Consider the following 24,897-nt stretch of genomic DNA (forward strand, 5'->3'; position numbering starts at 1 on the left):
CTAAGTAAAGAGTTCTATCGAACTCTAATTTATTAGGCTATCTCCGCAGTCCTTGCGGTTAGAAGCCTTATCGCTTCATTCTTTAGATTGATACTTGCGTTAATATCTCTATCATGATGTGTACTACAAGAAGGGCAATCCCATTTACGTAGGTTTAGATTTTTAACGTCTTTGTTTTGATATCCACAACAAGAACATAATTGGCTTGAAGCAAATGTTTTCGATACGACAATGACTTGTTTACCGTACCATGTTGCTTTATATTCCAACATGGTTCGAAACTGTGACCATGATACCTCACTAATCGCTTTTGCTAACTTATGATTCTTTAACATATTCGATACTTGCAAATCTTCTATACCGATAACATCGTGGTTTTTGATGATTTCAGTTGAGATTTTGTCCAAGTAATCTTTTCTAGCGTTTGTCATGTATTCATGAATTCTAGCAACCTTTATTCGTTGTTTATTCCAGCGAGAAGATCCTTTCGTTCTTCTAGAAAGAACACGCTGTGCTTTGGCTAACTTCTCTTCTAATGATCGAAAAAACTTCGGGTTTTTATAGGTTTTTCCATCTGACAAAATGGCAAAATCTTTTAGTCCTACATCAATTCCAATGTAAGAATGTGTTTTCGGAAGTTCTTGCACTTCTGTTTCTACTAACAATGACGCAAAGTATCTGCCAGAAGGGTTCCGTCTAACCGTAGCATTTAAAATACGTCCATTTACTTCACGACTTTTGGCAAATCGAACAAGACCTAGTTTCGGCAATTTAATTTTGTTTCCTACAACGGCAATGTTTTCATTTGTTTGTTTTGTGGTGTAAGATTGTACATTGTTCTTCTTAGATTTGAAACGCGGAGCACTGTTTTGTTTTTTGAAAAAACGTGTATAAGCATCCGCAAGGTTGCGAACAGACGACTGAATAGCAATGCTATCTACTTCTTTTAACCAAACAAACTCTTTCTTCATGGCAGGAAGTTTGGCAGAGCATGTACCATATGTCAAACCGTTTCCTGTTTCTTTGTATGCGTTATCCCATAGAGATAGGAAATGATTGAATACAAAACGAGAACAACCAATCGTTTTATTGATTAGCGTTGCTTGTGCTTTATTTGGATATATACGAAATTTATATGCTTTATTGATAATCATTCGTTTCACCTCCAGTTCGACATGTGTCTATTATACAACAAACATACATTCGATAGGTAGTGAAGTGATAATGACAAATTACCCAGTAACACTTTACATATGTCGAACAATTAAGATGGCTTCATGCCACCCCTTGTCCGAAGCCAATTCATCTCCCACCTACTCACTGGGCTGCGACCCTTCACGTTCCTTGAGGAAGGAGTCTTCTTGGCTAAAATGATAAATTTCTGGAATTGAGGGTTACTATTAATATATAATTTATTTAAAATAAAGGTAGTGAAGAGTAACTACTCTTCACCTGAAATAAATATAAAGGAGAATTATAATAATAATGACTTTTCCCAATAATGTTAACGGTAAGTGTGAGTATTCAATAATAGAAATTAGATGCTTACCCTATAATTCTGAAACAATAAAATTTCAAAACGACTTTGTTCTTATTTGTAGTACATATCTTAATAAAAATGATAAAGCACATGGTCATACTACATTTGAAATCCAATCTATAAAAGAATTATCTTATAATAATTCACACGTTAAAGAAGCAAAAAAGTTTGCATTCAAAGGTGGTACTTTAAGGATTAATGATTTTGTAAACATGATTGAGGTGAAAACTGATTATGATACAAAGATTATAGCAAACCTTTCTTACCAATATTCTAAAGATCAAGAGATGGAATATATACAAAATAAAGACTTACTCCTATTTTCTACTTCAGTAGGAATCAAAGGTTCTTTTTCTAACGTCCCTTATCTTTATCTACCACCAGAATTTAAGACCTACATAGACTACTATGATGCTCATCAAGAATCTAAAATTCTCCATGATGCTTTTTATACTTTGTGTCGAAGCACAAAAGAAGATAGTGAATTCATTGAACAATTTAAGGAACTACAAGATAAACAAAGTATTTTAGAAAAAGATTTATATGATCGTTATTTACAAAACACATATAAGGACTAAATGAATTTCTTAAACTATCCCCACTTCCAGCTTGTTTAGAAGTGGTCGCTTCCTAAATTCACCTATCTTGCGTGTTTATTTCTATACAAGTACAAGAACTAATCATGAATTAGGCTATCTCGTTAGTTTATATAGTTCGGTGAACTACTCACCACCTATGCTAACGCTTAGAGGTGGGAGCTTCTCAGTTCCATGACGAACGTACTCTTTCATCTAGCTGGGCGTTACTTCGGACTATTCCTGCCTTAGATATTCAACGAATGGAGATTCTTTAGATACCTTGATTATTTTACGATTGGAAGGATTTTCTTGGTTTTCGCAGTTTCTTTGTCTACTTAACCTTATATAATCACTTGTTAAAGGACACTTCATAACTAGATGATAACAATAAAACGTATGTTTTATTATGAAAAAAAGTAATTCATCTCCCACCTATTTGTTGGTGCCATGCACCTACATACAAATTGAGGAGAGAGAGGAATTACCTAAATTTAGTTAAAATGATTACATGCTGTAAATATACACATCAGATGAACAAAACAAATAAAATAAAAAAAAGAATCCCATATCATATAGGTTTATGGGATTCTTTTTTCATCTAGTACTGGTCCATTGTTACACAGACCTCAATTAATCGTTTGTGCATTGTTTTATTTTATTAATAAACTACACAGATTCATATTAGCGTTTGATATCCGTTAATATTTTCTGATATCCCATTGCTTTCGGGCTACCGATCTGAATTTTATTTGTTAACTCATTATTATAGATTGTTGTTGCTTTCGCAAATTGATTACGATCCCATTGGTGATCTTTAGCAATTTGTTCATCAGATAAATTATAGTATGAATAAGTTACACGTCCTTCTACATCTGGAATTGGATCATCGAAGGTTGTATCAAGATGGTACCATCTCCCCTCAATTTTCACTAGATTCCAAGCATGAGGTTGTCCATTTCCAGTCCCTGTTACAATATGACCTTCTACTCCTGCCTCTTTTAACAATTGATAAGTTAATAATGCATATCCTTGACAAACAGCAGAACGGTTTGCTAAAGCTTCATATGCCGTATAAGCCTGGAAAGAAGTATCATAAGAAACATGTTTTACGACATAATCATGAATCGCTTTTACTTTTTCATGTTCATCCATACCAGCTTTAACAATAGAAGTGATAACTGATTTTGCTTGTGTCTTTACATAGTTCATTTGCTCTTTTGATTCACGGTATGTAATTTTTAATGTAAATACATAATCTCCTGGAATACCACGAATAGAATATTGTGTATTTGCGATGTTATATTTCATGTATTCATTTGAATCAACTGTCTCATCATATGCTTTAACAAGCGTATCCATAACTTCTCTAATATTAGATTGTTTAGATTTATATGTTATAGTTATATCTTCTTCATGATTATTAATATAATTTTTCATGTCTTTTTTATAAGCTTCTAATAGTTGTACCTCAGTTTGTACACTCGTACCTTCATTATTTGGTTTTGTCACATCAGGATTTTGTGTATTAAATTGTTCCATATAATTTAATGCATTAAATAAAAACTGTGCATACTGTTCACGAGTTACAGTTTTATTTGGTTCAAAACCTCCATTACCTGTACCTGATGCAATTTTATTCGACTGTACGGCACTAATAGCGTCCTTCGCCCATGAATTATCTGGTACATCATTAAAAGTATGTTTACTTAACACAGGAACTTTAAAAGCATTCTTGATGACCTGTGCCATTTCTGCACGACTTAATGATTCTTTTGGTCGAAATTCCCCATTTTGATCCCCTTTAAAGACTCCTATGTCTGTCAAAAATAGAATCTCTTCTAGGAACATTGTTGAGTTTTTATTAATGTCCTTATATGGATTTTTAAGCTGAGACCCATCTTGCATAATATAAAAAGAGTTGTCCTTATTAAGAGTGCCTCCTTTTTTAGCAGGAGCTAGCACACGATAAATTAAAGCTGCCACCTGTTCACGAGTAGCATTATCTCCCAGGCCAAACATTCCATTTCCATATCCCCCGATAATATTACGATTAGCTAAGCTCGTAATGGCATTATTTGCCCAATGGTTTTTGGGAACATCATTAAATACAACTGAATTTCTCCCTGACTGGACTTCAGCTTTTACGGGATCACTACTTGTTCCTAACAATGCACCTCCTACCATCGTTAATGATGTTATTGATTTTAATAGTTTTTTACTCATAAATTCTCTCCTAATAATATATTAAAGTAATTAACTTTACTTCACTAAGTTTATTAAACAAGTGGTATCTTTTAACTAAAATTTACAGATTTACGATACGAGAAAGCCCCTGCAGGACTTAAGTCCGCCTTTAAGCATAGGATGAAAGTATCGCTTTTGCGTAGCAAAACATGTTAAAATGGCTTCAAAGTCATGCAAAAGACTCTAAAACATAAGGAGAACCAAACAATCTGTACGGTATGGTAACAGCCCCTTAGCCCATGAACCTATACGGTCTGTCATGGGAGTGGTGATAGCACATCGCAATCTTGCACGTCAGCGATACCAGAAATGGACTTCGCCTTTGGTAGCAAGAATCCCACTGACGTATGTCAGCTTGCCCCTTTAGGGGTGGGAGTGTCAAAAATGTACTATGAAAGACTTTTAGATAGATATGGTCTAGGATACTACAAAATACATATATAGTTTTATGAATTTATGCATTTTCTTCATTTTTATAAACAAATAGGTGTATTTTGTATAATATTTAAAGGGTTTTTGATGTTTCTATGAAAATAAATCAAATTTTCTTATATTGATTCCGTAAAAAGCTATCATACAAGATAAGAGATTTATTCTTTTGTTTTTCTTTTAAAATTTCAAATTGATTAATGAAAGATTCTGAACAATCATGTTCTTTTATGAAATGTTCTAATATTGAGTAAGCGGTGTGAAGAACTTCAGAATCGTGCTTAGCCTGATAATATTCTATATACTTCTTAAAATCCGGAGGAAGATATAAATAAGGAATATTAGACAATTGCCCCTTTGGCCCTTCAGAAATGGAAAATAAGAGTAAATCTTGCTCTTGTATATATTCCCTCTCTTGATCGCTATGATATTGATAGGAAAGTCTCGCTATGAATTTCGTATCATAGTCTGATTCCGCTTGAGTAATTGTTACAAAATCATTTATTTTCAAAGACCCACCTTGGTATACAAACTTCTTAGCATTTTTTACATTTGGATTATTATAAGACAGTTCTTTTATTGATTGAATTTCAAATGTAGTATGACCATGTGCTTTATCATTTTTATTAAGATAAGTACTACAAATAAGTACAAAATTATCATAAAAATCAGGTACTGTAGAAATACAAGGTAAACATTGAATTTCTATAATTGAATACTCATAAGACGTATTGATGTTACTTGGAAAAATCATTTTATAATTCTCCTTTAAATTTATTGCTCATGCCATATAATCGATCTTCATGAAAAATAGAAAAGCCATTATCGATTTGATAAGGGCTTTTCACCTGCTTTTATATAGAATAAAAATCAGATGCCTATAGAAGTATAACATAAAATTTAATTAAAACAATGTGGTTCTGTTGCAAAGTTTTAAAAAAACATAAACAGGTTGGTAAATGCGGAACAATGTTTCGGAAGAAGTTAGTTCCAAATTTGATAGATGAGATTTCCATATTCATGAACCCATCGCATGATGGTTGTTGGGTGAACTGAAATACCACGTTCTTTCAGCATTTCAGAAACATCGCGATAACTTAAAGAAAAACTACAGTAGTACAGGGCGGCTACTAAAATAATAGCTTTCTTGAATTGTTTTCCTTTAAAGTATCTGATGTGGCGTTACCCCACATGCATAAGAACATAAACGGTATACTACACGGATGCATTTGGATTGAATACAGAATTTAAACTTAATGAACTTGTGGATGTAGAATAAAAAAGGGCTGACTCGAAAGAGCCAGCTTTAATTCGCAGCAGGTAAATTGATATTTGTAAAGGTGTTATTCGAATTGATGAAGTTACGAATATGATTTTTATTTGTGTAATATTTTAAATTCAATGGTGCTGTTCCTGTATAAACAAATCCATTGTCTTTTAAAATTAACTCGTTTACTCCCGCTGCTGCCCCTGAAGCTAAGAGAGCAGCGAATGCTGGATTATCAATAGTAACATTGCATTTCTCTACTATATAAGTTGTATATGGACGATTTGTATCAGATAAGAATAAATTATTTTTCGTATTAATGGAGATAGCACAGTCTTCCAGTGTAGTGTATGGTACTTGATTATCCACATTTGTAATACCAACTTCGCACGTTGTATCTATAAGTTTTGATTTAGTAACTCTAATATTCATTGGACGCCCACTAAACAAATGATTTCTTAACTCGCAATTAAGAAATTCTGACCTTGTGAACTCACAAACGTCTACATTTTGAGTATTAGGGTTTTCTGATCTGACTCGTAGATTTTCGAATTTACAACTATCATATTCTTTAACTTTAAACGTCATCTCTCTTTGTGTTAAAACCGATTTAAAGGTACATTTTCTTATTTTATTTGCTTTTATCCATGGTGTGGTAGTCGGATTTTCTGTAAAAATAATGTGATTATTATCAAATGTGCAATTATCTCCCAATGTAACGAAATCAGGATTTACGTATTGATTGTTAGATAAAGAAACCCTATACGAATCATTAGTTAAATTCATATTACCGCCTGTAAAACTATTTTCTATAATATTCACAAATGCCGCACTAAAATTAGAAGTCATGAGTCCAATGTTATTTTGACAGTTGTATAAGAAATTAGCCTTAATAGTTGCATGCATTAAGGAATAAAGATTAATCGCTAGGTAGTCTATATTGTAAATATGATTATGTTCTATTAAGACATCATAGCAACCAACTAAAATGCCGTGATAACTCCCGTAAATTTCGTTATCTTTTATGGTACAGCTTGCTCCGTATGAATCTTCCATGTTTATTGAATAACGAGTTGGATCGTTGAAAATAGGTTTCCCATCCAAAAACCTAACCAATCCTTTTCCGTTATCGCGGATTTTATTATTTATAACTTCGTTGTAATTCCCCCCTAAAGTGATACCACCCCTATGACCATTAAAAACCTCGCATTTTTCAACAGTGTTATGGTGAGGGATACCACCAAACATAATTGTATATTGCAGATTCTTATTTACATTGTTTTCATTATAAAATTGAAGTCTAAATTTCATTGCGTTAACTGGGATTGAAATATCTGTATAGATTCTTCTTTTCTTCATAACCCCTATGAATTTGTTGTTATTATCGTAAAAGAAGATATCCAAGTCTTTACTATTTAAATTTGTTGTTCTAGCGTATCCTGCACCAGCTATAAGAAAGGAAGTAATCTTTGGTGTTAAATCTTGAGGTATGTTTAACATCTTTGTTGTGAGTGTATTCGTAGAAGGAATAGGTTGTCCAGTGTTGTAATCTAAGGTACTCAAAGTAAGACCTTGATCAAATTCTCCATAATCAAATATCGAGTTTGAGCTAAATGAAATATTATCGCCCATATAATCGCGAACCTTACAATTTTTCACAGAACAATAATTTGAACTTTTTTGAAAGAGAATACCATACGTATGCTCCATTGCTACTTCTAAAGGATTAGAGAAACTTCTGTCGTCCCTACATCCAATTATTGTTCCAACAAATAAATTAGAATTGGTGACTTTACCAAATACGATACTATTCCCTTTGAAGTTGTAATAATCAGTAGTTGTTCTATTGTCAAATGGCGATTTTTTATTAGAATCGTATATAACTTTTAATGTTGATCCATTTAAATTAAAATCCAAATCGGAAACCATAACAATCTCACGTGGGTAACATAGAGCGTAATTGCCTTTTGGAAGAATAACTTCAGAGTAATTATTAGATGCTGCAAATTGTAACGCATTGTTTATCCCCTGAATATTCTTATCAGCTTGTATATAATCTGCATCTACATAGGGTTTAGTAGGTAACCCTTCTTTTATGCCCCACTGATTTAATTCAATTAAATAATCCAATTATTATCACCTCTTAAATTTCTTAATATAGTATATTCATTGATAAAATAAACCGTCCCTTAAAAGGAGATGGTTTTAAAAATCATTTCACATATACATAGGCTTCATTTGCAGTAACGTAATATGTTTTGCCTTTGCTATTGTGTGGTGCTACCCCACATCCATCAACTTAAGAATTCAGAATTACCCCAAAATGAAAAAATGAGCTATTTGTTATAAGTTAGCAAAAAATTTTGTTCTTTGGTACTATGAAATTTTAGCTAGATGGCTATGTGACGGTCCCTCTACTTAAATTGACTCTCCAATTTGATGAGTATGATATATTAGAAAAAGCGCCGATATACTTGCGAGCAAGTAAAAAAGCACCCTGTAAACAGGGCGCTTCACTTTTACCTAATGATTAATATTAGCACTTGGATATAATGTTGTTCCTCCAATTGAAACTTTTATTTCATTTGTTAATGGAACATTTTGTTCATTAATAATTGTTCTCCACCATTCCCATGCAAGACCTGTACATTCTCTTGCTACAACTTTTACATTTTTTGCATTCGATGGAAGTGGTATGACTGTATTGAAATGAGCAGTTCTGTCTCTGCCGTTTCCTTCCCAATTTTTATGGGTTAGTACTTCTTTGCCATTTTGATCATATGAGAATTCATCCCAAGATACATCAAATTGAGCAACATATCCACCAGTATGATCAAGCGTCATTTTAGCACTAGAATATTCTGTAGTTGTAGTCTCAATATAATCTGTATTGTTATGAACAGCAGCAGTTGCGTTATCTTTTAAGAAAGTGCTTGTATATGAAATTGGGTATGCTGGATTTTTAGAACTTAATTCTGCATTATCTTTAATAATATTTCGGATTTCATTAAAATCTTTTGTAACAACCTTGTTATGCTCTTTTGCATCTCCGCCTAATACTACAGCGGTAAAGGTACTGTCTTCAAAAATATCTTTGTACTGTCCACTCGCTTCAACGCCTTGCCCCTTAATTAAGGCTTTAAAGGCAGCTTGTACATCTTTGCTCTTAGATGATGTTTCTAATTTCACATAAACTGTTCTACCATAAGCTACATTTGACACCATAACAGGCGGAGCCGCATTACTTACCCCTTTACGAGTTAACTCATCAAAAGTAACACTATTATCAAAAAGATCTGATGGATTGTTAGGTAGTTCTGCACTTACGGTATAAAAGATTTGCTTATATGCCGCAACCATCACTTTTTTCTCTCCATCTGCAATCGCTTTAAAATCAATGTTCAGTGAATTGTCAAGATATTTAGCGTTAACATTAAGAGCACTTGCTATTTGTGATTTACTATAAACCATAGATTCTGTATACTGCATTCTTGCAGGTAACGTATGTGTTGTTGAATACTTTTCATTCCAAGTAGATACTAAATCGTCTACTGCTCCAGACACATTACCATATGTCGGATTTTGGACAGTTATTGTATTTTCTTTTTTCATGCCAGGTAAGTCTATACTAATATTCAAAGGTTTTCTCTTAGCCACTAATAAACTAGGTTGATTATCTGCAAAAGCTTTATTTGCAAGTTGTACTGCCCCTGGATAAGTACGATTAGCCACAGAATCAATAATCGAAATATCGACTGGTGAAGTTGTAAGTGATTTTTTCTCACGTTCAACTACTACAAATTTACCATTTGAATTTGTACTTTCTTTCGGAACAAAACTCTCTACTTTATCCCCATTTACTGCTAAAACCTCTTGATTGTTATACTTTAGATTTGTTATGCCAGTATCAATGTCAATAGCTTGTTTTGGTGCATTAGCTGAATTACTTTTAGGTGTTTCAGCGAAGGAAATAGATGAATAATTAATAGTGCAAAAGCCGATTAATAAACTTGCTAGTAATTTTTTTCCTTTAGTATTTTTTGTAGTCTTCAAAAAAATCAACTTCTTCCTTTTTTTCGTATTAAGGTATGATAATTATTTATAAATAATTGCTAAATAGTGAACTTACATAAATGCTTTTAAAAGTTCTTGAACGAATGGAAGTGCTCCACCTACAAATTTTAAAATTGTCATTGCGATTGTCATATTATTTCCTCCTCTTTTGTTGTTGCTAAGATGTGATTTCTCTTTATGCTTTCATTATAGTAAGCGCTTACATTTTTATCAATACATTTTAATATGCAATATTGCATATAACATAAACTGGTTTTATTGCTATAATGGAAAAGGGAAATTCTACAGCATTTTTCGATATACCGAAAAACTAATGAGCATGAAAGTTCCAGTAGGTAAAAAGGGAAAAGAATGTTTATCATTCTTTTCCCTTTTTTTATTTTCATGCACCTCACATATCTATCGTAAGAGAGTACTTGTATACGATTATTTACTACATTCCTTTTCTTGGTTCTGTTGCAAAGTTTCCGAAGACATAAAGAGATGGGGAATATTGCGGACCAGTTTTATGAAACTATTAATAATTCATGTAATGCGTTATACGTCGAAAAAACGAAGTTTGGTTGAAGACTTCGCTTTTGTTTGTATATGGCATAGACAGTTTCTATACCTTTAATAGTACGTGAGGCATGGCGAAGACTTTGAAAGCCTAAGGAACGGGAAATTCGACGTTTCACATGTCGATGATCTTGCTCGATGATATTATTGAGGTACTTTATTGTACGAGAAAGGTATTTTTGTAAAGACATATCTCCTTATGCGGAAGCTAAAGAAGGAGATATGTCGTCAGAACCGTTGGTTCTCCAAAAGTTCGAGCTAGTCTTTTCATAAAAGCATATGCTGCTGGTTTGTCTCGTTTTTGACGAAGTTGAATATCAAGTGTTTATCCCTCTTTATCAATTGCTCGATATAAATAACACCACTTTCCTTTAATTTTGATATAGGTTTCATCCAAACGCCAAGATAACAATGTGTTTTTGTTTTTCTTCTTCCAAATTTGATAGATAAGATTTCGATATTCATGAACCCAGCGCATGATAGTTGTTGGATGAATAGAAATACCACGTTCTTTGAGAATTTCAGACACATCGCGATAGCTTAAAGAAAAACGAAAATAGTGGCCAGAGCGGCTACCAAGATAATATCTTTCTCGAACTGTTTTCCTTTAAAATATCCCATTTATTAAGCTCCTTGTTTGTTTTTTACAGAGTTTAGCTTACTTTAGAAAACTTTACAACAGAACCCTAATGTTGATATCTGATGAATATTTTTGAAAAGGGAGTGATGTTATAAAGTCACGATAATGTAATTTTTATAAGAATTAAATGAAAGCAACATGAAATTTTAGAACCGACATGAAGTGGAGAGAATAATTATATGTATCCTAAGTTTTTTAACAAAATGGCTTTTTCAAAAAAACATAAAGATTTATTAATTCAATTGTATAATAAAGAAATTACACGAAGTGAATATAATCACTTATTAAACGCTTTATATGAGCCAACACCAAAAGCACCTGACTATAAGACTAAAGATAATACTTTGACTGTTTAACAATTTTAATAACTTTATTAAATGCTTCTAAATCTATTCATGTTATTAGGTTCAATTAGTTTATTTCAATTTACAAAAGAATAATAACACAAAAAATGCATCTGCATAGATACGCTTTTTGTGTATAGCCGACAATAGGACTAATGGTAACTATCTTTAAATGAAGTAAATTCAGATTAGATAATGTTAATAGAAAACAAAGTAGCACCATATAAATTAGTAGACAGTATACACTTTTGTTAATGTCTATCTTTTTCTAAGTAAAAAAATTGGTATGTTCTCATTGACTTATCTATGGGTTCTGGTGCAAAGTTTTTTATACATAGGGGTGCCGCCGCATGCCCATCAACTTAAGATTTTAAAGTAGCCCCTAAACGAAAATTTTATTATTTTACAGTTATTTATGAGAATTCAACTCATTTTTTTCGGTTTGGGGAACAACCCACTTCTTAAGTCGACGGGCATGTATGGTGAAGTCTATTATATAAATTGGTCAAAAACTGACCTTCCTCAGTTTCTTTAATTCAATACATATGTTTTTTGTCATGGGAATATATGTATTGAATTTCACTTAGTCTAAGAACATCATAACATTCTAAATAGTATGGAGCGTGTATTATAATGAAAAAGATTTTATTATCGTTTATAACATTAGGAATGCTTATAGGATGTGAAAAATCTGATTCGTGTGATGAAGCAAGAGCTATCTACTCTGGAAATTGTAATTCTACTAATACACTGACAAACGACAAAGCTGAATTACAATTAGATTCCAGATAGTTGCTTTAATACTTAATTTATATTTTAACAGGTAACAATTTCATTTCATTTTAGAGGGATATTTCCAATCGCGATTTCCTTTAGAAATAGTCGAAGAGGTTTCACTTTTTTTAGTTAGGCTTTGTTTCTCTATGTTTTTCAGAGATTTTCGCATCTGTTCCATTTGTTCTTTTCCTTCTATTATATCAAACTCGATCCATTTGTAAGGATATAGCATCCCAAGAGAGAAACAATATATAAATGTAGACTATTGGTTCGTGTTGTTTAATATAATAATTAAGACGGTACGTGAAATTATTATATTAGTGATAAAAAAGCTTCCTGTATAGCGGAGCCTTGAATTTCCCTATTTAACTTGGTATTGTTGCAACTGTTTAACCAGGTACTCCGCACCTTGTGGGCTTACCGTAATCTTTCCATTTGCTAATGACATATTACGTTCTGAAATCTCACCTGTTACCACACAAGCCCCACCAGCTTGATACTTCTGTAAAACAATTTTTTCTCCCTCTATAAAGATCTCTAATGGTGATTGTTCTTTGATACCAAAAGTATCCCTCAATTCTTTTGGGATAACTACAAGCCCTAATCCATCTACTTTTCGAGTCATTCCTGTTGATTTCATTTAGCTTTCCCCCCCTTTTCATTATCTTTTGTATCCAATATAATTCTATTTTATTGTAACAAGCTTTCACCAAAAATTAACAACATCACGATCCAGAAACTTACTATCAGCATTACTACCTGTTTACACCTTTGTTGAAATGAAAGGTTCTGGTGCAAAAATAAAACAAAAGAGAATAAAGCATATATATTCCTAACGGAATCGTATCTTATGTTGCAAGTCCAAACAATTGATGGATGAATTCTTTTTGATTTTGGATAGACTGGTTGGACTTATCCCCGTCAAGTAGACAACTGTAAAAAAGACTATGCAGCCATCGAAATTCGATATTCGATCGGAGCTCGATGATTGAGTCGTTTTTGGAATCGTTTGTAGTTATAATGATAGATGTATGTTTCAATTGCTTGAATCTGTTCATGCAATGTATTATCCTTTGAAAGGCGTAATTGCCTTTGACTACATGTTGAACGCCACTTATAAGTAGCTAGAGCGATTTAACTGCGCAATGACGACAAGCCAGGTTACTCTGTACCGAAAACGTAGTTCTTCAATAATCTCGTACTTAGCCGTTTGAGCAAGAACACCTCCTATAGATTTGGATACTGCTTTTTTAAGTAAGCCACTTGCGCCTTGTAGTATTCCAATTCTTCTTCCATACTATCGAACTTCGTACGAGGACGGCCTTTTACTTTGATATATGTTTCATCGACTCTCCAAGAGTCATTTATTTGTTTGAGGTAACGTCGGATCCGTTTGTCCAATTCAGGACCATACTGATGAACCCAACGCATAATCGTTGTATGAGAAATGGATAAACCCCGTTCCTCCATCATTTCCACCAAATCACGAAAACTTAGGTTGTACCGTAGGTACCATTTTACCGTTAATAAGATAATATCAGGCTGATAGTGCTTCCATTTGAACCAATTTTTCTTTTCCATACCGATTACACACCTTTTTAGAGTAATAGTATCAGTATGTCCAAGTTTTAGAGATTACTTGTAATTACCTTGAAGTTTTTGCACCGGAACCATAGATAGTATTACTAATGAATTTATGACATTAGCAAAACCTGAGGCATTAGAAATTAAAACTAATGACCTGAATGTATTAATGAAGCAAATTGTAATGTTACTTGAACCTCAAGCGATAATGAATTGCATACAAATTAAAACTGAGTTTACATCTGATACTTCATTCATACTTTGTGAATGTAATCAATTAAAGCAAGCTTTTATAAATATCTTAAAAAATGCAATTGAAGCAACTCCAATGGGAGGGGAAATCTTAATTCAAATCGAATATGTACCTGATAAAAACCTGGTAAACATTCGATTTATCGATGACGGGTGTGGAATTGAAAAAGAACGTTTACCTTATCTAGGAGAACCATTTTATAGTATTATAAGAAAATGGTATCGGTTTAGGACTAATGATCTGTTATAAAATTATTGAAAAGCACCAAGGAAAGATATTTATTGAAAGTGAAGTAGGTAAAGGAACAACAGTTAATATTAATCTTCCTATATCTACTCTTGAAAAAGAAAACTCTTATTCAACTTCTTAAATACATCCTAGAATCATGAAGTACAGTTTATAAAAGTTGATAAAAAGCACCTTCCATATTGATATGATCCCCTTATAGTAGACAGGAAAAAGAAAGCACATTAACCTGTTTACTATGGAGGGGATTTTTTTATGGGGAAAATTAGAGTCACTTACGATGTAGAATTTAAGAAAAAAGCTATAGATTTATACTTAAAAGAAGGCATGAGCTATAAAACCATTGCGAAAGAATTAGGTATTCATCACTCGGTTGTAAGTCGTTGGATGAAACACTTTGAAGCTGAAGGAATCAAAGGACTAGAAGAAAAACGCGGTAAAGCAAAAGGACCAGGTTTAGGTAGACCAAGGATTAGACCCGAAGATCCAGAAGCTAAGATCAGACGATTAGAAGCGGAAAATGAAATGTTAAAAAAGCTCTTAGGGATGTAAAAGGAGGAATGAAAGTCGTATCCAAAACGAAAAAATTCGAAGTCATCCATGAAATGACAAAAACAGGTTATACAGTGACCATTCTATGCGATATTGCTGGTGTAACCAGAAGTGGGTACTACAACTGGATAAAACGGCATACGACGCCTTCAAAAAAACAATCAGAGGATATCGAAATTAAGAAAAAGATATTGGCGTGTCATAAAAAATTAAGAGGAATTTATGGATATAGAAGAATACAAGTGTGGCTGAAAGCCACATATAACCTTCATTTGAATCATAAGCGCATCCAAAGATTGATGAGTGAACTAGGTATCAAAGCCGTAATTAGGAAAAAACGACCTTATTACGGAAAAAAAGAAGCTTATGTGATTTCAGAGAACCATCTAAATAGGGAGTTTCAAGCTTCAAAACCGAATGAGAAATGGGTAACCGATATTACCTATTTGATTTTCAATGGACAGCGCTTGTACTTATCCGCTATTAAGGATTTATACAATAATGAAATTGTTGCCTATGAAACCAGTCGTAGAAACGACTTAAAACTTGTGTTAGATACACTGAAAAAGGCAAAGAAAAAACGAAATGTGAAGGGAATCCTCTTACATAGTGATCAAGGGTCCCAGTATACATCTCGTCAATATAATCAATTACTTAAAAAATATCAGATGAAGGCAAGTATGTCTCGAAGAGGCAACTGTTGGGATAATGCTTGTATGGAAAACTTCTTCAGTCACTTTAAGGCAGAGTGTTTTCATTTACACTCCTTCCATAAAGCGAATGAGGTCAAACTTGCCGTGCGTAAATATATGCACTTTTATAACCATCAAAGATTTCAAAAGAAATTAAATAACCTGAGTCCATATAAATATAGAACTCAGGTTGCTTAGTTGCGCTTTTTAAATACTGTCTACTTGACAGGGGTCACTGCATATTTGAAGGTGCTTTTTAATTTACTGCAATAAGTTACTATTATTTTAATACCTTTCTAAATTTACGACCAAAAGAAAGAGCCATACCCGCAAGAACCATCAATAAACCCATTGCTGCACTGTTATTTGTACTTGCACCCGTTTTTGGAAGCTCTTTATATGTATCTTCTTTTTTATCAGAAGTACTATTGTTTGAGATTTTACTGTTACCAGTATCAGAGGCATTGCTGTTGTTAGTACCAGTACTGCCTTTATCAGGGTTATTACCGTTATTGTTGTCTGAGCCATTATTTCCGTTATCAGAACCGTTACCATTGTCCTTATCTTTCACAACCACTTTTTGTATTGTAGTTACCTCATTGCCTGCGAAATCTTTGACACTATATATTACTTCATAAGTACCGGCTTTAGATATATCAACAGTTCCTTCATGCGTTACTTTAGAAGTAAGGTCACCGCCTTCTTTATCAGTAGCTGATACTCCTGCCATTGGATCGAATTGATTACCCTCAGTAATTGTAGTTTCAGCAGGTACTTTTAGTACTGTTTTTTCATCTTTAACTTCTTCTCTAGCTCTAACCGTTACTGTTTGTTTCGCAGTTACTTCATGACCTTTAGAGTCTGTAATTGTGTAAGTTAATACATAAGTACCGGCTTTAGATGTATCTACTTTACCATCAACTGTTACTTTAGAAGTAAGGTCGCCGTCTTCTTTATCAGTAGCTGATACTCCTGCCATTGGGTCGAATGAATCTCCTACATTCATTGTTGCTCCAACAGGCACTGTTAATTTAGGTTCCATATCTGGAGTCTCGCCATTTCCCTCTACAATTACAGTCTGTGTAGCCGTTGCATTAACCCCTTGGGAATCGACAACCGAGTACTCCACACTGTATTTACCTGTTTTAGAAGTATCTACATTGCCTTTATGTTTTACTCTATTTGTTAAATCACCATCTTCTTTATCAACAGCTTTTACACCTCTTATCGGGTCGAACGTATCACCTACATGTAGTGTAGTTGTAAACGGTACAGTTAACTCCGGCGCTTGGTTTTCCGCAGGCTTTTCTTTTTCTTTCACTGTTACCTTGATTTTTGCTGCATCAAAAGCTTCTTGGACTGCTTGAGCTTCAGTTGAGTTCGCGCCATATTTATTTGTTGCAACTCGAAGGCATGCTGATCTCAATTCAGAGAAATCGGAAGTCATGTTTAATTCATCAGTGTTTGCATAATAGAAAATATCAAACATTTTATCCTCGCCAATACCTTTTACAGTTACACCGTTATTAGTGCCACCTTTTGCCATTAAATACGCAACTTTATTAATAATACTTGAGTTGAAATGAACGCCTCCATCATCCTCTCCATTTAAATCATTATATGCACTATAATCATCTGGATACGGTACTCCATCTGAAGAATTGATTGAAGATGGATTTTTCAAATCACGTAAAACTGATCCAGTTTGTTCTCCTATTGTCCAGTTAAATTTCCCATTGTTTATATATTTCTCAATAGCTGTTCCCATAATATCCGATAACGCCTCGTTAATCGCACCAGATTCTCCGGAATATTCAAGATTGGATTCGCTAGATGTAACCGCATGTGTAAATTCATGTCCCGCTACGTCAAATGCCTTTACCACAGGATCTCCATATACAAGCATACTACTATTATTAATATTAGTACTGAATGCATTCTCCCAATTTTTCGGATCATTTGTATCTTCAGAATCCCACGCATGTACAACTGAAACTACTTTTTGTCCCTTATTATCAAAACTATTACGTCCGTATTTATTTTTATAAAAATCATATACCTTTGTTGCTATGTAATGAGCACTTACCGCCTTTGGGTCATTAAATGTTATTGAAGTGCTAATTGCTAGTGTACCAGGGTAATAGCTTTCCTCTTTATTAATATCTCTGTAATTTACATCATATGTTTCAATTCCTTGCCCTCTTGTGTAATCAGCAAGCGCATATTTCCCATCACTTTGTCTAGAAATACCAAATGTACGAGATATACCTAAATCATCTTTTCCTGTTCCAGTTAATGATGTAAGATTACTTTTTCTACTTTCCTTTAGGGCTCCAACAAGTTTTTCACTTGCTTTTAAACCTGATTCTTGCACCATATTTTTTAACATATCACCATTATGAGCATTCACTAAATAAGTTCCAGATACATAGTTTGGTGTTGCAGCAGCAAATGTCACTTGGTATGCATTGCTAGCTTGTCCATTATTTTCATCAACAAAAATAACTGCCTTTACTTCTGGCTCAGAAATAAAATTGATATCGTTCCCATACTTCGTATAAATATATCGTTTCGCTTCTTCTTGTGATAGATTAATAGGCTTCTTTAAATCTTCTTGTTTTAAATTTTGCGCACTATCCCCTGAAATACTTTTAATAACACCCCTTTTATCTACGTGTGCAGTCAATTGATACCCATATACTTCTTTTTCTTCGTACGTTTGTTGTATACGCACAAGTGTAGTCCCATCATAAGAACCACGTTTTTGAAGAACCTTATAATCTACTCCCGTTTCTCCATTCACTTGTTTTGGAGACAAAGCTTGCTCTGTCTTCTCCTTAAGAGCATCTTTTACTACATTCTCTGGTGCCTTTTGTGATGGTTGTGTAAGTTCACCTGTACGGAATGAATCCTCCTGAATTTGAACTTGTAGTTGATCTGTTTCCTCTGCATGACCTACTCCATATGGTATTACAGCTGTTAAAGCTAATCCTGTTGTTAATGCAACTGTAGCTGTTCTTTTTTTATTTTTCATGGTATTTACCTCGTATAATTTTCTGAAATATTAAATCTATAAAATTATACTGTCTATTCCTATCGAAATAAAGAGAAAAATGAAGGAATTATGTAACATTACGCAAAATTACATAATTTAATGTCGATAATCAGTTATTTAAATTCAGTTATTCTAGAGAAAATTACTGTTAATAATGAATTTTTATTTTATAGATCATATTAGGTATAAATTATAAAAAATGGTAAAAATCAATTATAAAAAAAGATGGTTCTGTTGCAAGGTTTATTGGAAATTAAATCTATTGGATTAAAAAACGTTATTCTTTCTAATCTAGCTTGTATAGAAAGAATAACGTTTTTTGGTACTTTGGGGTATCTTAATGGGGTCACCATACAAAAAAAGAAAATTGTACGTTTGAACACATTTTGGACACAAAATAACCGGTACCTTGTACGTTAAGGAACCGGTTATTAATGTTACAAATCTTTTACTAAACTTAGTAATAATGAACTTAATTTATTTACATTAACATACCTGGTAAAAACTTCGCTATTAATACAATAATTGCCGCAAAGAATACCGCTTTAATAATGAATAGAATAATAATTGGAATCGATGCTTTCACTTTGCTTAATCCAGCTGTAATGTGTAATCCGAGCCAAATTAAGACTAAATTCCATACATAGAATATTTCAATTGTATTACCAATTCCATATGCAAATGTACCTTTCGTAAATAATAACCCTAAACTCGTATATTGGCTCATTCCACTACCAAAGATTATACTTAAAATAGAATTAATAAGTTCACCAATAATAAGGACAATGTTTGTATAAGCTACAATATTCAATAAGGTTTTATAAGGCGTATCATTACCAAAGAACATCATAAACATTTTATAAATAGCTGCTATGAATAGTGTTCCAACCATCGCACTAGCAAAGCTTGTTCCAATTCCAGAAATAACTTCTGATGTAAGTGAACTTTGTCCAGCCATTTCACCTAATTCTTTTTTCATTTTAAGCATCTCAGGTGAGGTATACATAACATACGCATTTAAACCACCTAGAAGCCCTTGTAACAATGCTACTAATAGGAACATACCCCAAACTTTCTTGTTTGTTTTCATTCTTTCAAATTGTACTCCAGGAGATGTAATCATTCCAAATAATGATGGCTTTTTCGCACCTACATCTTGTGTATTAATATTCGCTTCCATTATTGCGCCTCCTTCTATATATATAATCCTCTTAAAGAATGGTACAAACAATTGACTCAAACAATATGTATGTGTAGTAAAGATATTTATCTTTACTACACTAGTAAACTATTCGTAGCGAAGTGCTTCAATTGGATCTAATTTTGCAGCTTTATTTGCTGGAATTAATCCGAAAATAATACCAAGTGTCATCGAGAATAATACGCCTCCAACAACAACTTCCCACGAAACGAGCGGTGGCCATTTTGCGAATGTGGAGACAATATATGCCCCGCCATATCCAAGACCAATTCCAATTAAACCACCTAGAAGCGTTAACATAACGGCTTCAATTAAAAACTGTAATAAAATTTTACTACGCGTTGCTCCAAGTGCTTTACGTACCCCAATTTCACGCGTACGCTCCGTTACAGACACGAGCATAATGTTCATAACACCGATACCACCAACGACTAATGAAATACCTGCGATACCACCGATGATCATTGTCATGATATTAGTGACTTTAGAAACTCCTTCTTGGAACTCTTTTAAGTTCACTAATTCATATTTACCTGGAATTTCACTCGGCTTACGACTATTTAATACTTCAACAGCTTTTTTTCCTGCTGATTCTAAATTGTCTACATTTTTAGCTTGAATTGCGATACTTTGAATTTCATCTGTTCCGTATAAAATAGGCCATAAAGTGAGAGGAATCAGTATTTCCTCAGTTTCAAATCCCATAAATTCATTATCTGATTTATAGACACCGATAATTTGCACCGGCTGTCCTTTCATTTCAATAATTTTCCCTACTGGATTTTCATTTTTAAATAACGTCTCTTCTGCCTTCATACTAATCATCACAACGTTATTCCCTTGCGAAATATCTGATTCATTTAATGAACGGCCTTTGACCATTTTCACTTTATTTACTTGAAAATATTCACTATCTAGTCCAATAACATTAATCATTGCTTTTTTATCGTTTATATCAAGTGTTTCCATCGTACTATTCGTCGTAATAACATGGGCAACATCTTTTACCTGTTTCACCTCAAGAATATCTTCTTCCGTTAATTTTGGTACCTCATGCCCACCCATAGCAAACTCATCATTAATATCCGGCTTAAACTGAATTGGCATAAGGTTATTACCAGAACCAGCGATTTTCGACTTCAGCATCGCTTCCCCGCCCTGCCCAATCGCAACGACAGTAATAATAGAACCTACTCCGATAATAATACCGAGCATCGTCAAAGCTGAACGCAGTTTATGAGCTAAAATAGAAGATAGGGCAATTTTCATACTATCTAGTAAACTCATACTCCACACCTTCTATCTTCAGTAATTTTCCCATCTCGCAGTACAATGCGGCGAGATGAATAAGCTGCTACCTCTTCTTCATGCGTAACCATAACAATCGTCGTACCTTCTGCATTAAGCTTCGTGAAAATATCCATAACTTGTTCACCAGACTTCGTATCAAGCGCACCCGTCGGCTCATCGGCCATAATGAACGTTGGATTATTCGCAATCGCTCTCGCAATTGCTACACGCTGTTTCTGTCCACCTGATAACTCATTCGGTAAATGATGCACTCTATCTGCTAACCCTACTTTGTAAAGTGCTTCCAAAGCACGCTTACGGCGCTCAGCTTTCTTCACCCCACCATATACGAGAGGAAGTTCAACATTTTCCACCGCTGAAAGACGTGGCAGTAAATTAAAATGCTGGAACACAAAGCCGATATATTCATTACGAATTAAAGCTAGCTTTGACTCATCTGCTGTTAAGATATTCACATCATTCAGCATATATTTGCCTTCTGTTGGACGATCTAAACAACCGATAATATTCATAAGCGTTGATTTACCGGAACCAGACGGTCCCATAATTGAAACAAACTCACCACTCTGAATCGTTAAACTAATACCATGCAAAATCGGTACCGCAAGCTTTCCTTGATAATACGTTTTAGCAATATTATTTAAAGTAATCATTTCTCTTTCACTTCCATTCCGTCATACACGTTGTCGGAAGGATTTTTAACCACCTTTTGCCCCACTGTTGCGCCTTCAACAATCTCTGTCCAATCTCCATCAGTAGCACCTTTTTTCACATTTTGCTTACGAAGCTTTCCTTTTTCTTCGATATAAACAAATGCATCTTCGCCTTTTTCTACAATGCTCTTACTTGGAACAGCAATCATTGTCTTATTCTCTAAATTTACTTGTAAAGAAACGTGATAACCTGGAGATAAACCATCTTGGCTATCAAGACTTGCCTTATATGTATATTGAGACATATTTTGAGTTCCTTCACCAGCTGCTTGAGCCATCTCTGCACTCGTTGGGAATTCACTTACTTCTGTAATTTTACCTGTCCACTTCTTCTTATTATTTGCTTTCGCAGTTACAGTAAACGTTTGGTCTTTTTGAATTTGTGACTTTTGAAGCTCTGTTAAAGTCCCTTGAACTTGGAACGGATCTTTAGAAGCAACTTGTAAGAATGCTTTCCCTTGGCCACCTAAAGCTTGAGATGAACTTTGTGCTGCATCTTTATCTAACTTTTGTACAACACCTGTAAAATTACTATAAATCGTAAGTTCTTTCTGTTTTTTACTTAACTCTTCTTTTTGTAACTTTCCTTTTTCTTTTTCAAGATCAGTTGTTTTTTGTGCCATTTCTAATTCGCTTACTTGCTCTTCTAACGGATCTGTTACTTCTTTCCCAGCACCGCTATCTTTCGCCTTCTTAATCTCTTTCTTTATGGAATCTATTTTCTTTTGCTCTTGATCATAACGCATAGTAGCCATTTTTTGATCAAGCTCAGCTTGCTTCATCTGTAAATTAATTTCTTCATTATCATAAGAGAATAATTTCGTTCCTTTCTCTACTTCTTGTCCTTCTTTCACTTCAATATCCTTTACTTTTCCTTTTGTCGGATCTGCATAAAAGCTTTCAATATTCCCAGGTTTCACCTGCCCTGAAATCAATTTTGTATTATTAAGTTTACGCTCTGTTACTTTTTCGAAGCTAACAGCATCTGCCTTTGCCTCACCCTTCTTCTTACCTTGCATGACAAAAATATTGATGGCTGCAACGATAACAATTAATGTAATAACCCCACTGATAATCCATTTCTTCTTTTTGTTAAGTTTACGTGTTGTATTTGGTAACATGGTGTATCTCCTTTCATGATAATATACTTTTTAAGTATATTATAATTTTTAAACATAACATGAATAATATATATAATATTATGCAATATTGCATATAAAAAGGTTCTGGTGCAAAAATATTAGTTAGAAACATAGAGTAGCAATTTTCTCTTCATTTCTATCTTATGAAGCTAAGCCAAATAATTTATGAATAAATTATTTCTGTTTTTGGACAGACTTGTCCGGTAAAACAAGTTGCCCCTTTTTCATCATATGCATGGCTTCAACAACACTCAATATAGAGATTGCTGTTTTAAACGACTTGAATCCTAACATAGAACGAACTCGTCTTTTAATAAACCGGTGGTCTTGTTCCACTATATTATTGAGATATTTAACTTGCCTTAGTTGTATGCCTTCAGGCATATGTTTCTCTTCTTTCAACTCTTGAATCGCTACAGGATAGGCAGGGTTCTTATCTACTGTTATCACGCGAGGTTTAGAAACATACGAAAAAGCCAAGGCTTTCTTGAAAAAGCGCTTGGCTGCTTGTTTATCTCTTGATTTACTTAGATAAAAATCAATTGTATTACCCTCTGAATCAACTGCACGATACAGGTACATCCATTGACTTTTTACTTTGATATATGTATCATCGACTCTCCAAGAGTCATCGGTTTGCTTGAGATGAAAACAGATTCTTTTGTCTAATTCAGGACCAAACTGATGAACCCAACGCATAATCGTTGTATGAGCAAAGGATAAGCCCCGTTCCTCCATCATTTCCACCAAATCACGAAAACTGAGATTATACCGTAGGTACCATCTTACCGTTAACAATATTAGTTCAGGCTGATAATGCTTCCATTTGAACAAATTTTCCTTTTTCATACTGATCACACACCTTTTCTAGAGTAGTAATATCAGTATGTCCAAGTTTTATAGATTTTTTGCACCAGAACCGGCGGTACCCCATCACTATCAAGCTAAGGTTTTGCACTATCTATAAAGCAAAAAAACGCCATCCTTTCCTATGATTCTACAGAAAGAATAACGTATTTTTTTCATTTTGAGGGTATTTCTTTTTATTAGCTTGATAGCGATGTGGTGCTACCCCATGCCCATCAAGCTAATATTTTGAGTGTCCCCAAAACGAGAATTCCAACCTTTTACAGTTTTTCACAAGAATTCAGCTCATCTTTTTCGTTTGGGACAACAGCCAATTTTTTAATTTTAAGCATTTATAAATTTAGGTCTTGATAATGTACGTTTAGACACAAAATTGAAACGTTTCGATTAGTTCCCTGTACGTTAAGGAATTAGTTTGTATAATTGAGAAAATGTATGAGACTGGTGTAAATTTAGGGGAATCCAATATTTTCTATTTAAATATGATAGAATAGAAATATATCTAAAACGGAGGAAAAACAACTGAACTCAAACACAAAACAGTTTATTTATGATATCCAGCAAAGAAAGAACAATTATATGGAAGATGTATTAAAAGCAATACAACACCCTAAAAAAGAGCAATCTGAACAGGTCATTCAAAATATAGTAGAGAAGATGGATATGATGATTAGTTTAGTTACTACTTACATGACTATTGAATCAGAATCTATGAAAGAATTAAAAGAACTTCAGGAAGAAATTATTCATGCTCAAGCATATATTCAAAAACGAAAATTTGAAGAAACACAGAGATAAAACCCTGTGTTTTTATTCGGTAGTCTATGACG

Annotated in this window: 18 protein-coding genes and 5 pseudogenes; 6 read left to right on the forward strand and 17 right to left on the reverse strand. The window is 33.7% G+C overall.

The window, feature by feature from the left end; translation table 11 throughout:
* Positions 1-32: 32 nt before the first annotated feature.
* On the reverse strand, positions 33-1,154 hold the full coding sequence (gene tnpB / locus MHI07_RS26345) for an IS200/IS605 family element RNA-guided endonuclease TnpB (RefSeq protein ID WP_215582300.1): 1,122 nt from the start codon (positions 1,152-1,154) through the stop codon (positions 33-35).
* A gap of 331 nt (positions 1,155-1,485) precedes the next feature.
* Between tnpB and MHI07_RS26350 the strand changes: the two genes are divergently transcribed.
* Positions 1,486-2,118 (forward strand): hypothetical protein, encoded by a 633-nt coding sequence (locus tag MHI07_RS26350; RefSeq protein ID WP_199710469.1) that lies wholly within the window; start codon positions 1,486-1,488, stop codon positions 2,116-2,118.
* Between the two features lie 681 nt (positions 2,119-2,799).
* Here MHI07_RS26350 and MHI07_RS26355 read toward each other — a convergent pair.
* The 7 genes and pseudogenes from MHI07_RS26355 to MHI07_RS26390 form a co-directional block, all read right to left on the reverse strand.
* Positions 2,800-4,341, reverse strand: coding sequence for an S-layer homology domain-containing protein (locus tag MHI07_RS26355; protein ID WP_070143917.1), 1,542 nt, complete (start codon positions 4,339-4,341; stop codon positions 2,800-2,802).
* A 559-nt stretch (positions 4,342-4,900) separates the two neighbouring features.
* Positions 4,901-5,545, reverse strand: a complete 645-nt coding sequence (locus MHI07_RS26360; protein WP_070143918.1) for a hypothetical protein — start codon at positions 5,543-5,545, stop codon at positions 4,901-4,903.
* A 236-nt stretch (positions 5,546-5,781) separates the two neighbouring features.
* A pseudogene (locus MHI07_RS26365) lies at positions 5,782-5,967 on the reverse strand (IS6 family transposase); the annotation flags it as partial.
* A gap of 130 nt (positions 5,968-6,097) precedes the next feature.
* Positions 6,098-8,188 carry a right-handed parallel beta-helix repeat-containing protein gene (locus MHI07_RS26370; protein WP_215582937.1) on the reverse strand — a complete coding sequence of 697 codons (2,091 nt, stop codon included), beginning with the start codon at positions 8,186-8,188 and terminating at the stop codon, positions 6,098-6,100.
* An 82-nt stretch (positions 8,189-8,270) separates the two neighbouring features.
* A pseudogene (locus MHI07_RS26375) lies at positions 8,271-8,333 on the reverse strand (N-acetylmuramoyl-L-alanine amidase); the annotation flags it as partial.
* A 248-nt stretch (positions 8,334-8,581) separates the two neighbouring features.
* Entirely contained in the window at positions 8,582-10,120 is a 1,539-nt protein-coding gene (locus MHI07_RS26380; RefSeq protein ID WP_340826974.1) for a thiol-activated cytolysin family protein, read from the reverse strand.
* A gap of 518 nt (positions 10,121-10,638) precedes the next feature.
* A pseudogene (locus MHI07_RS26390) lies at positions 10,639-11,311 on the reverse strand (IS6 family transposase).
* A 222-nt stretch (positions 11,312-11,533) separates the two neighbouring features.
* Between MHI07_RS26390 and MHI07_RS26395 the strand changes: the two are divergent.
* On the forward strand, positions 11,534-11,686 hold the full coding sequence (locus MHI07_RS26395) for a hypothetical protein (RefSeq protein WP_215583036.1): 153 nt from the start codon (positions 11,534-11,536) through the stop codon (positions 11,684-11,686).
* A gap of 1,126 nt (positions 11,687-12,812) precedes the next feature.
* Here the strand turns inward: MHI07_RS26395 and MHI07_RS26400 are convergent.
* The 3 genes and pseudogenes from MHI07_RS26400 to MHI07_RS26405 all read right to left on the reverse strand — a co-directional run.
* Positions 12,813-13,091, reverse strand: a complete 279-nt coding sequence (locus MHI07_RS26400) for an AbrB/MazE/SpoVT family DNA-binding domain-containing protein (protein WP_002191591.1) — start codon at positions 13,089-13,091, stop codon at positions 12,813-12,815.
* A gap of 305 nt (positions 13,092-13,396) precedes the next feature.
* Positions 13,397-13,513, reverse strand: a complete 117-nt coding sequence (locus tag MHI07_RS29440; protein ID WP_157380025.1) for an IS3 family transposase — start codon at positions 13,511-13,513, stop codon at positions 13,397-13,399.
* A 254-nt stretch (positions 13,514-13,767) separates the two neighbouring features.
* Positions 13,768-14,032, reverse strand: a pseudogene (locus MHI07_RS26405) (IS6 family transposase); the annotation flags it as partial.
* Between the two features lie 91 nt (positions 14,033-14,123).
* Between MHI07_RS26405 and MHI07_RS26410 the strand changes: the two are divergent.
* The 3 genes and pseudogenes from MHI07_RS26410 to MHI07_RS26420 all read left to right on the forward strand — a co-directional run.
* Positions 14,124-14,658, forward strand: a pseudogene (locus MHI07_RS26410) (ATP-binding protein); the annotation flags it as partial.
* A gap of 131 nt (positions 14,659-14,789) precedes the next feature.
* Positions 14,790-15,086, forward strand: coding sequence for a transposase (locus MHI07_RS26415; RefSeq protein WP_215578889.1), 297 nt, complete (start codon positions 14,790-14,792; stop codon positions 15,084-15,086).
* 8 nt (positions 15,087-15,094) lie between these two features.
* Positions 15,095-15,976 carry an IS3 family transposase gene (locus tag MHI07_RS26420; RefSeq protein WP_215582334.1) on the forward strand — a complete coding sequence of 294 codons (882 nt, stop codon included), beginning with the start codon at positions 15,095-15,097 and terminating at the stop codon, positions 15,974-15,976.
* An 82-nt stretch (positions 15,977-16,058) separates the two neighbouring features.
* Here the strand turns inward: MHI07_RS26420 and MHI07_RS26425 are convergent, their stop codons facing one another.
* The 6 genes from MHI07_RS26425 to MHI07_RS26450 all read right to left on the reverse strand — a co-directional run bounded on the left by MHI07_RS26425 (position 16,059) and on the right by MHI07_RS26450 (position 24,049).
* A complete protein-coding gene (locus MHI07_RS26425; protein WP_215582943.1) occupies positions 16,059-18,812 on the reverse strand; it encodes a M4 family metallopeptidase in 2,754 nt (917 codons plus the stop codon).
* A gap of 502 nt (positions 18,813-19,314) precedes the next feature.
* Positions 19,315-20,013 (reverse strand): Yip1 family protein, encoded by a 699-nt coding sequence (locus MHI07_RS26430; protein WP_199710545.1) that lies wholly within the window; start codon positions 20,011-20,013, stop codon positions 19,315-19,317.
* A gap of 108 nt (positions 20,014-20,121) precedes the next feature.
* Positions 20,122-21,321 (reverse strand): ABC transporter permease, encoded by a 1,200-nt coding sequence (locus tag MHI07_RS26435; RefSeq protein ID WP_199663427.1) that lies wholly within the window; start codon positions 21,319-21,321, stop codon positions 20,122-20,124.
* Positions 21,318-21,998, reverse strand: coding sequence for an ABC transporter ATP-binding protein (locus MHI07_RS26440; RefSeq protein ID WP_199710547.1), 681 nt, complete (start codon positions 21,996-21,998; stop codon positions 21,318-21,320). The genes MHI07_RS26435 and MHI07_RS26440 overlap by 4 nt, the downstream gene beginning before the upstream one ends.
* Positions 21,995-23,179, reverse strand: coding sequence for an efflux RND transporter periplasmic adaptor subunit (locus MHI07_RS26445; RefSeq protein ID WP_215582947.1), 1,185 nt, complete (start codon positions 23,177-23,179; stop codon positions 21,995-21,997). Before MHI07_RS26445 ends, MHI07_RS26440 begins: the two co-directional genes overlap by 4 nt.
* Before the next feature lie 195 nt (positions 23,180-23,374).
* On the reverse strand, positions 23,375-24,049 hold the full coding sequence (locus MHI07_RS26450; protein ID WP_340826976.1) for an IS6 family transposase: 675 nt from the start codon (positions 24,047-24,049) through the stop codon (positions 23,375-23,377).
* 540 nt (positions 24,050-24,589) lie between these two features.
* Here MHI07_RS26450 and MHI07_RS26455 point away from each other — a divergent pair.
* A complete protein-coding gene (locus MHI07_RS26455; RefSeq protein ID WP_071719813.1) occupies positions 24,590-24,865 on the forward strand; it encodes a hypothetical protein in 276 nt (91 codons plus the stop codon).
* Positions 24,866-24,897 lie beyond the last annotated feature (32 nt).

This window comes from Bacillus sp. FSL H8-0545 (genome assembly GCF_038006105.1).
Taxonomy (GTDB): Bacteria; Bacillota; Bacilli; order Bacillales; family Bacillaceae_G; genus Bacillus_A; species Bacillus_A cereus_U.

Excerpts from the sequence above, each read along its gene's own strand:
- MHI07_RS26350 (WP_199710469.1), top strand. The coding sequence starts at position 1,486 with ATGACTTTTCCCAATAATGTTAACGGTAAGTGTGAGTATTCAATAATA.
- MHI07_RS26395 (WP_215583036.1), top strand. The coding sequence starts at position 11,534 with ATGGCTTTTTCAAAAAAACATAAAGATTTATTAATTCAATTGTATAAT.
- MHI07_RS26420 (WP_215582334.1), top strand. The coding sequence starts at position 15,095 with ATGAAAGTCGTATCCAAAACGAAAAAATTCGAAGTCATCCATGAAATG.
- MHI07_RS26355 (WP_070143917.1), bottom strand. The coding sequence starts at position 4,341 with ATGAGTAAAAAACTATTAAAATCAATAACATCATTAACGATGGTAGGA.
- MHI07_RS26435 (WP_199663427.1), bottom strand. The coding sequence starts at position 21,321 with ATGAGTTTACTAGATAGTATGAAAATTGCCCTATCTTCTATTTTAGCT.
- MHI07_RS26360 (WP_070143918.1), bottom strand. The coding sequence starts at position 5,545 with ATGATTTTTCCAAGTAACATCAATACGTCTTATGAGTATTCAATTATA.
- tnpB (WP_215582300.1), bottom strand. The coding sequence starts at position 1,154 with ATGATTATCAATAAAGCATATAAATTTCGTATATATCCAAATAAAGCA.
- MHI07_RS26440 (WP_199710547.1), bottom strand. The coding sequence starts at position 21,998 with ATGATTACTTTAAATAATATTGCTAAAACGTATTATCAAGGAAAGCTT.
- MHI07_RS26415 (WP_215578889.1), top strand. The coding sequence starts at position 14,790 with ATGGGGAAAATTAGAGTCACTTACGATGTAGAATTTAAGAAAAAAGCT.
- MHI07_RS26445 (WP_215582947.1), bottom strand. The coding sequence starts at position 23,179 with ATGTTACCAAATACAACACGTAAACTTAACAAAAAGAAGAAATGGATT.
- MHI07_RS26425 (WP_215582943.1), bottom strand. The coding sequence starts at position 18,812 with ATGAAAAATAAAAAAAGAACAGCTACAGTTGCATTAACAACAGGATTA.
- MHI07_RS26450 (WP_340826976.1), bottom strand. The coding sequence starts at position 24,049 with ATGAAAAAGGAAAATTTGTTCAAATGGAAGCATTATCAGCCTGAACTA.
- MHI07_RS26430 (WP_199710545.1), bottom strand. The coding sequence starts at position 20,013 with ATGGAAGCGAATATTAATACACAAGATGTAGGTGCGAAAAAGCCATCA.
- MHI07_RS26400 (WP_002191591.1), bottom strand. The coding sequence starts at position 13,091 with ATGAAATCAACAGGAATGACTCGAAAAGTAGATGGATTAGGGCTTGTA.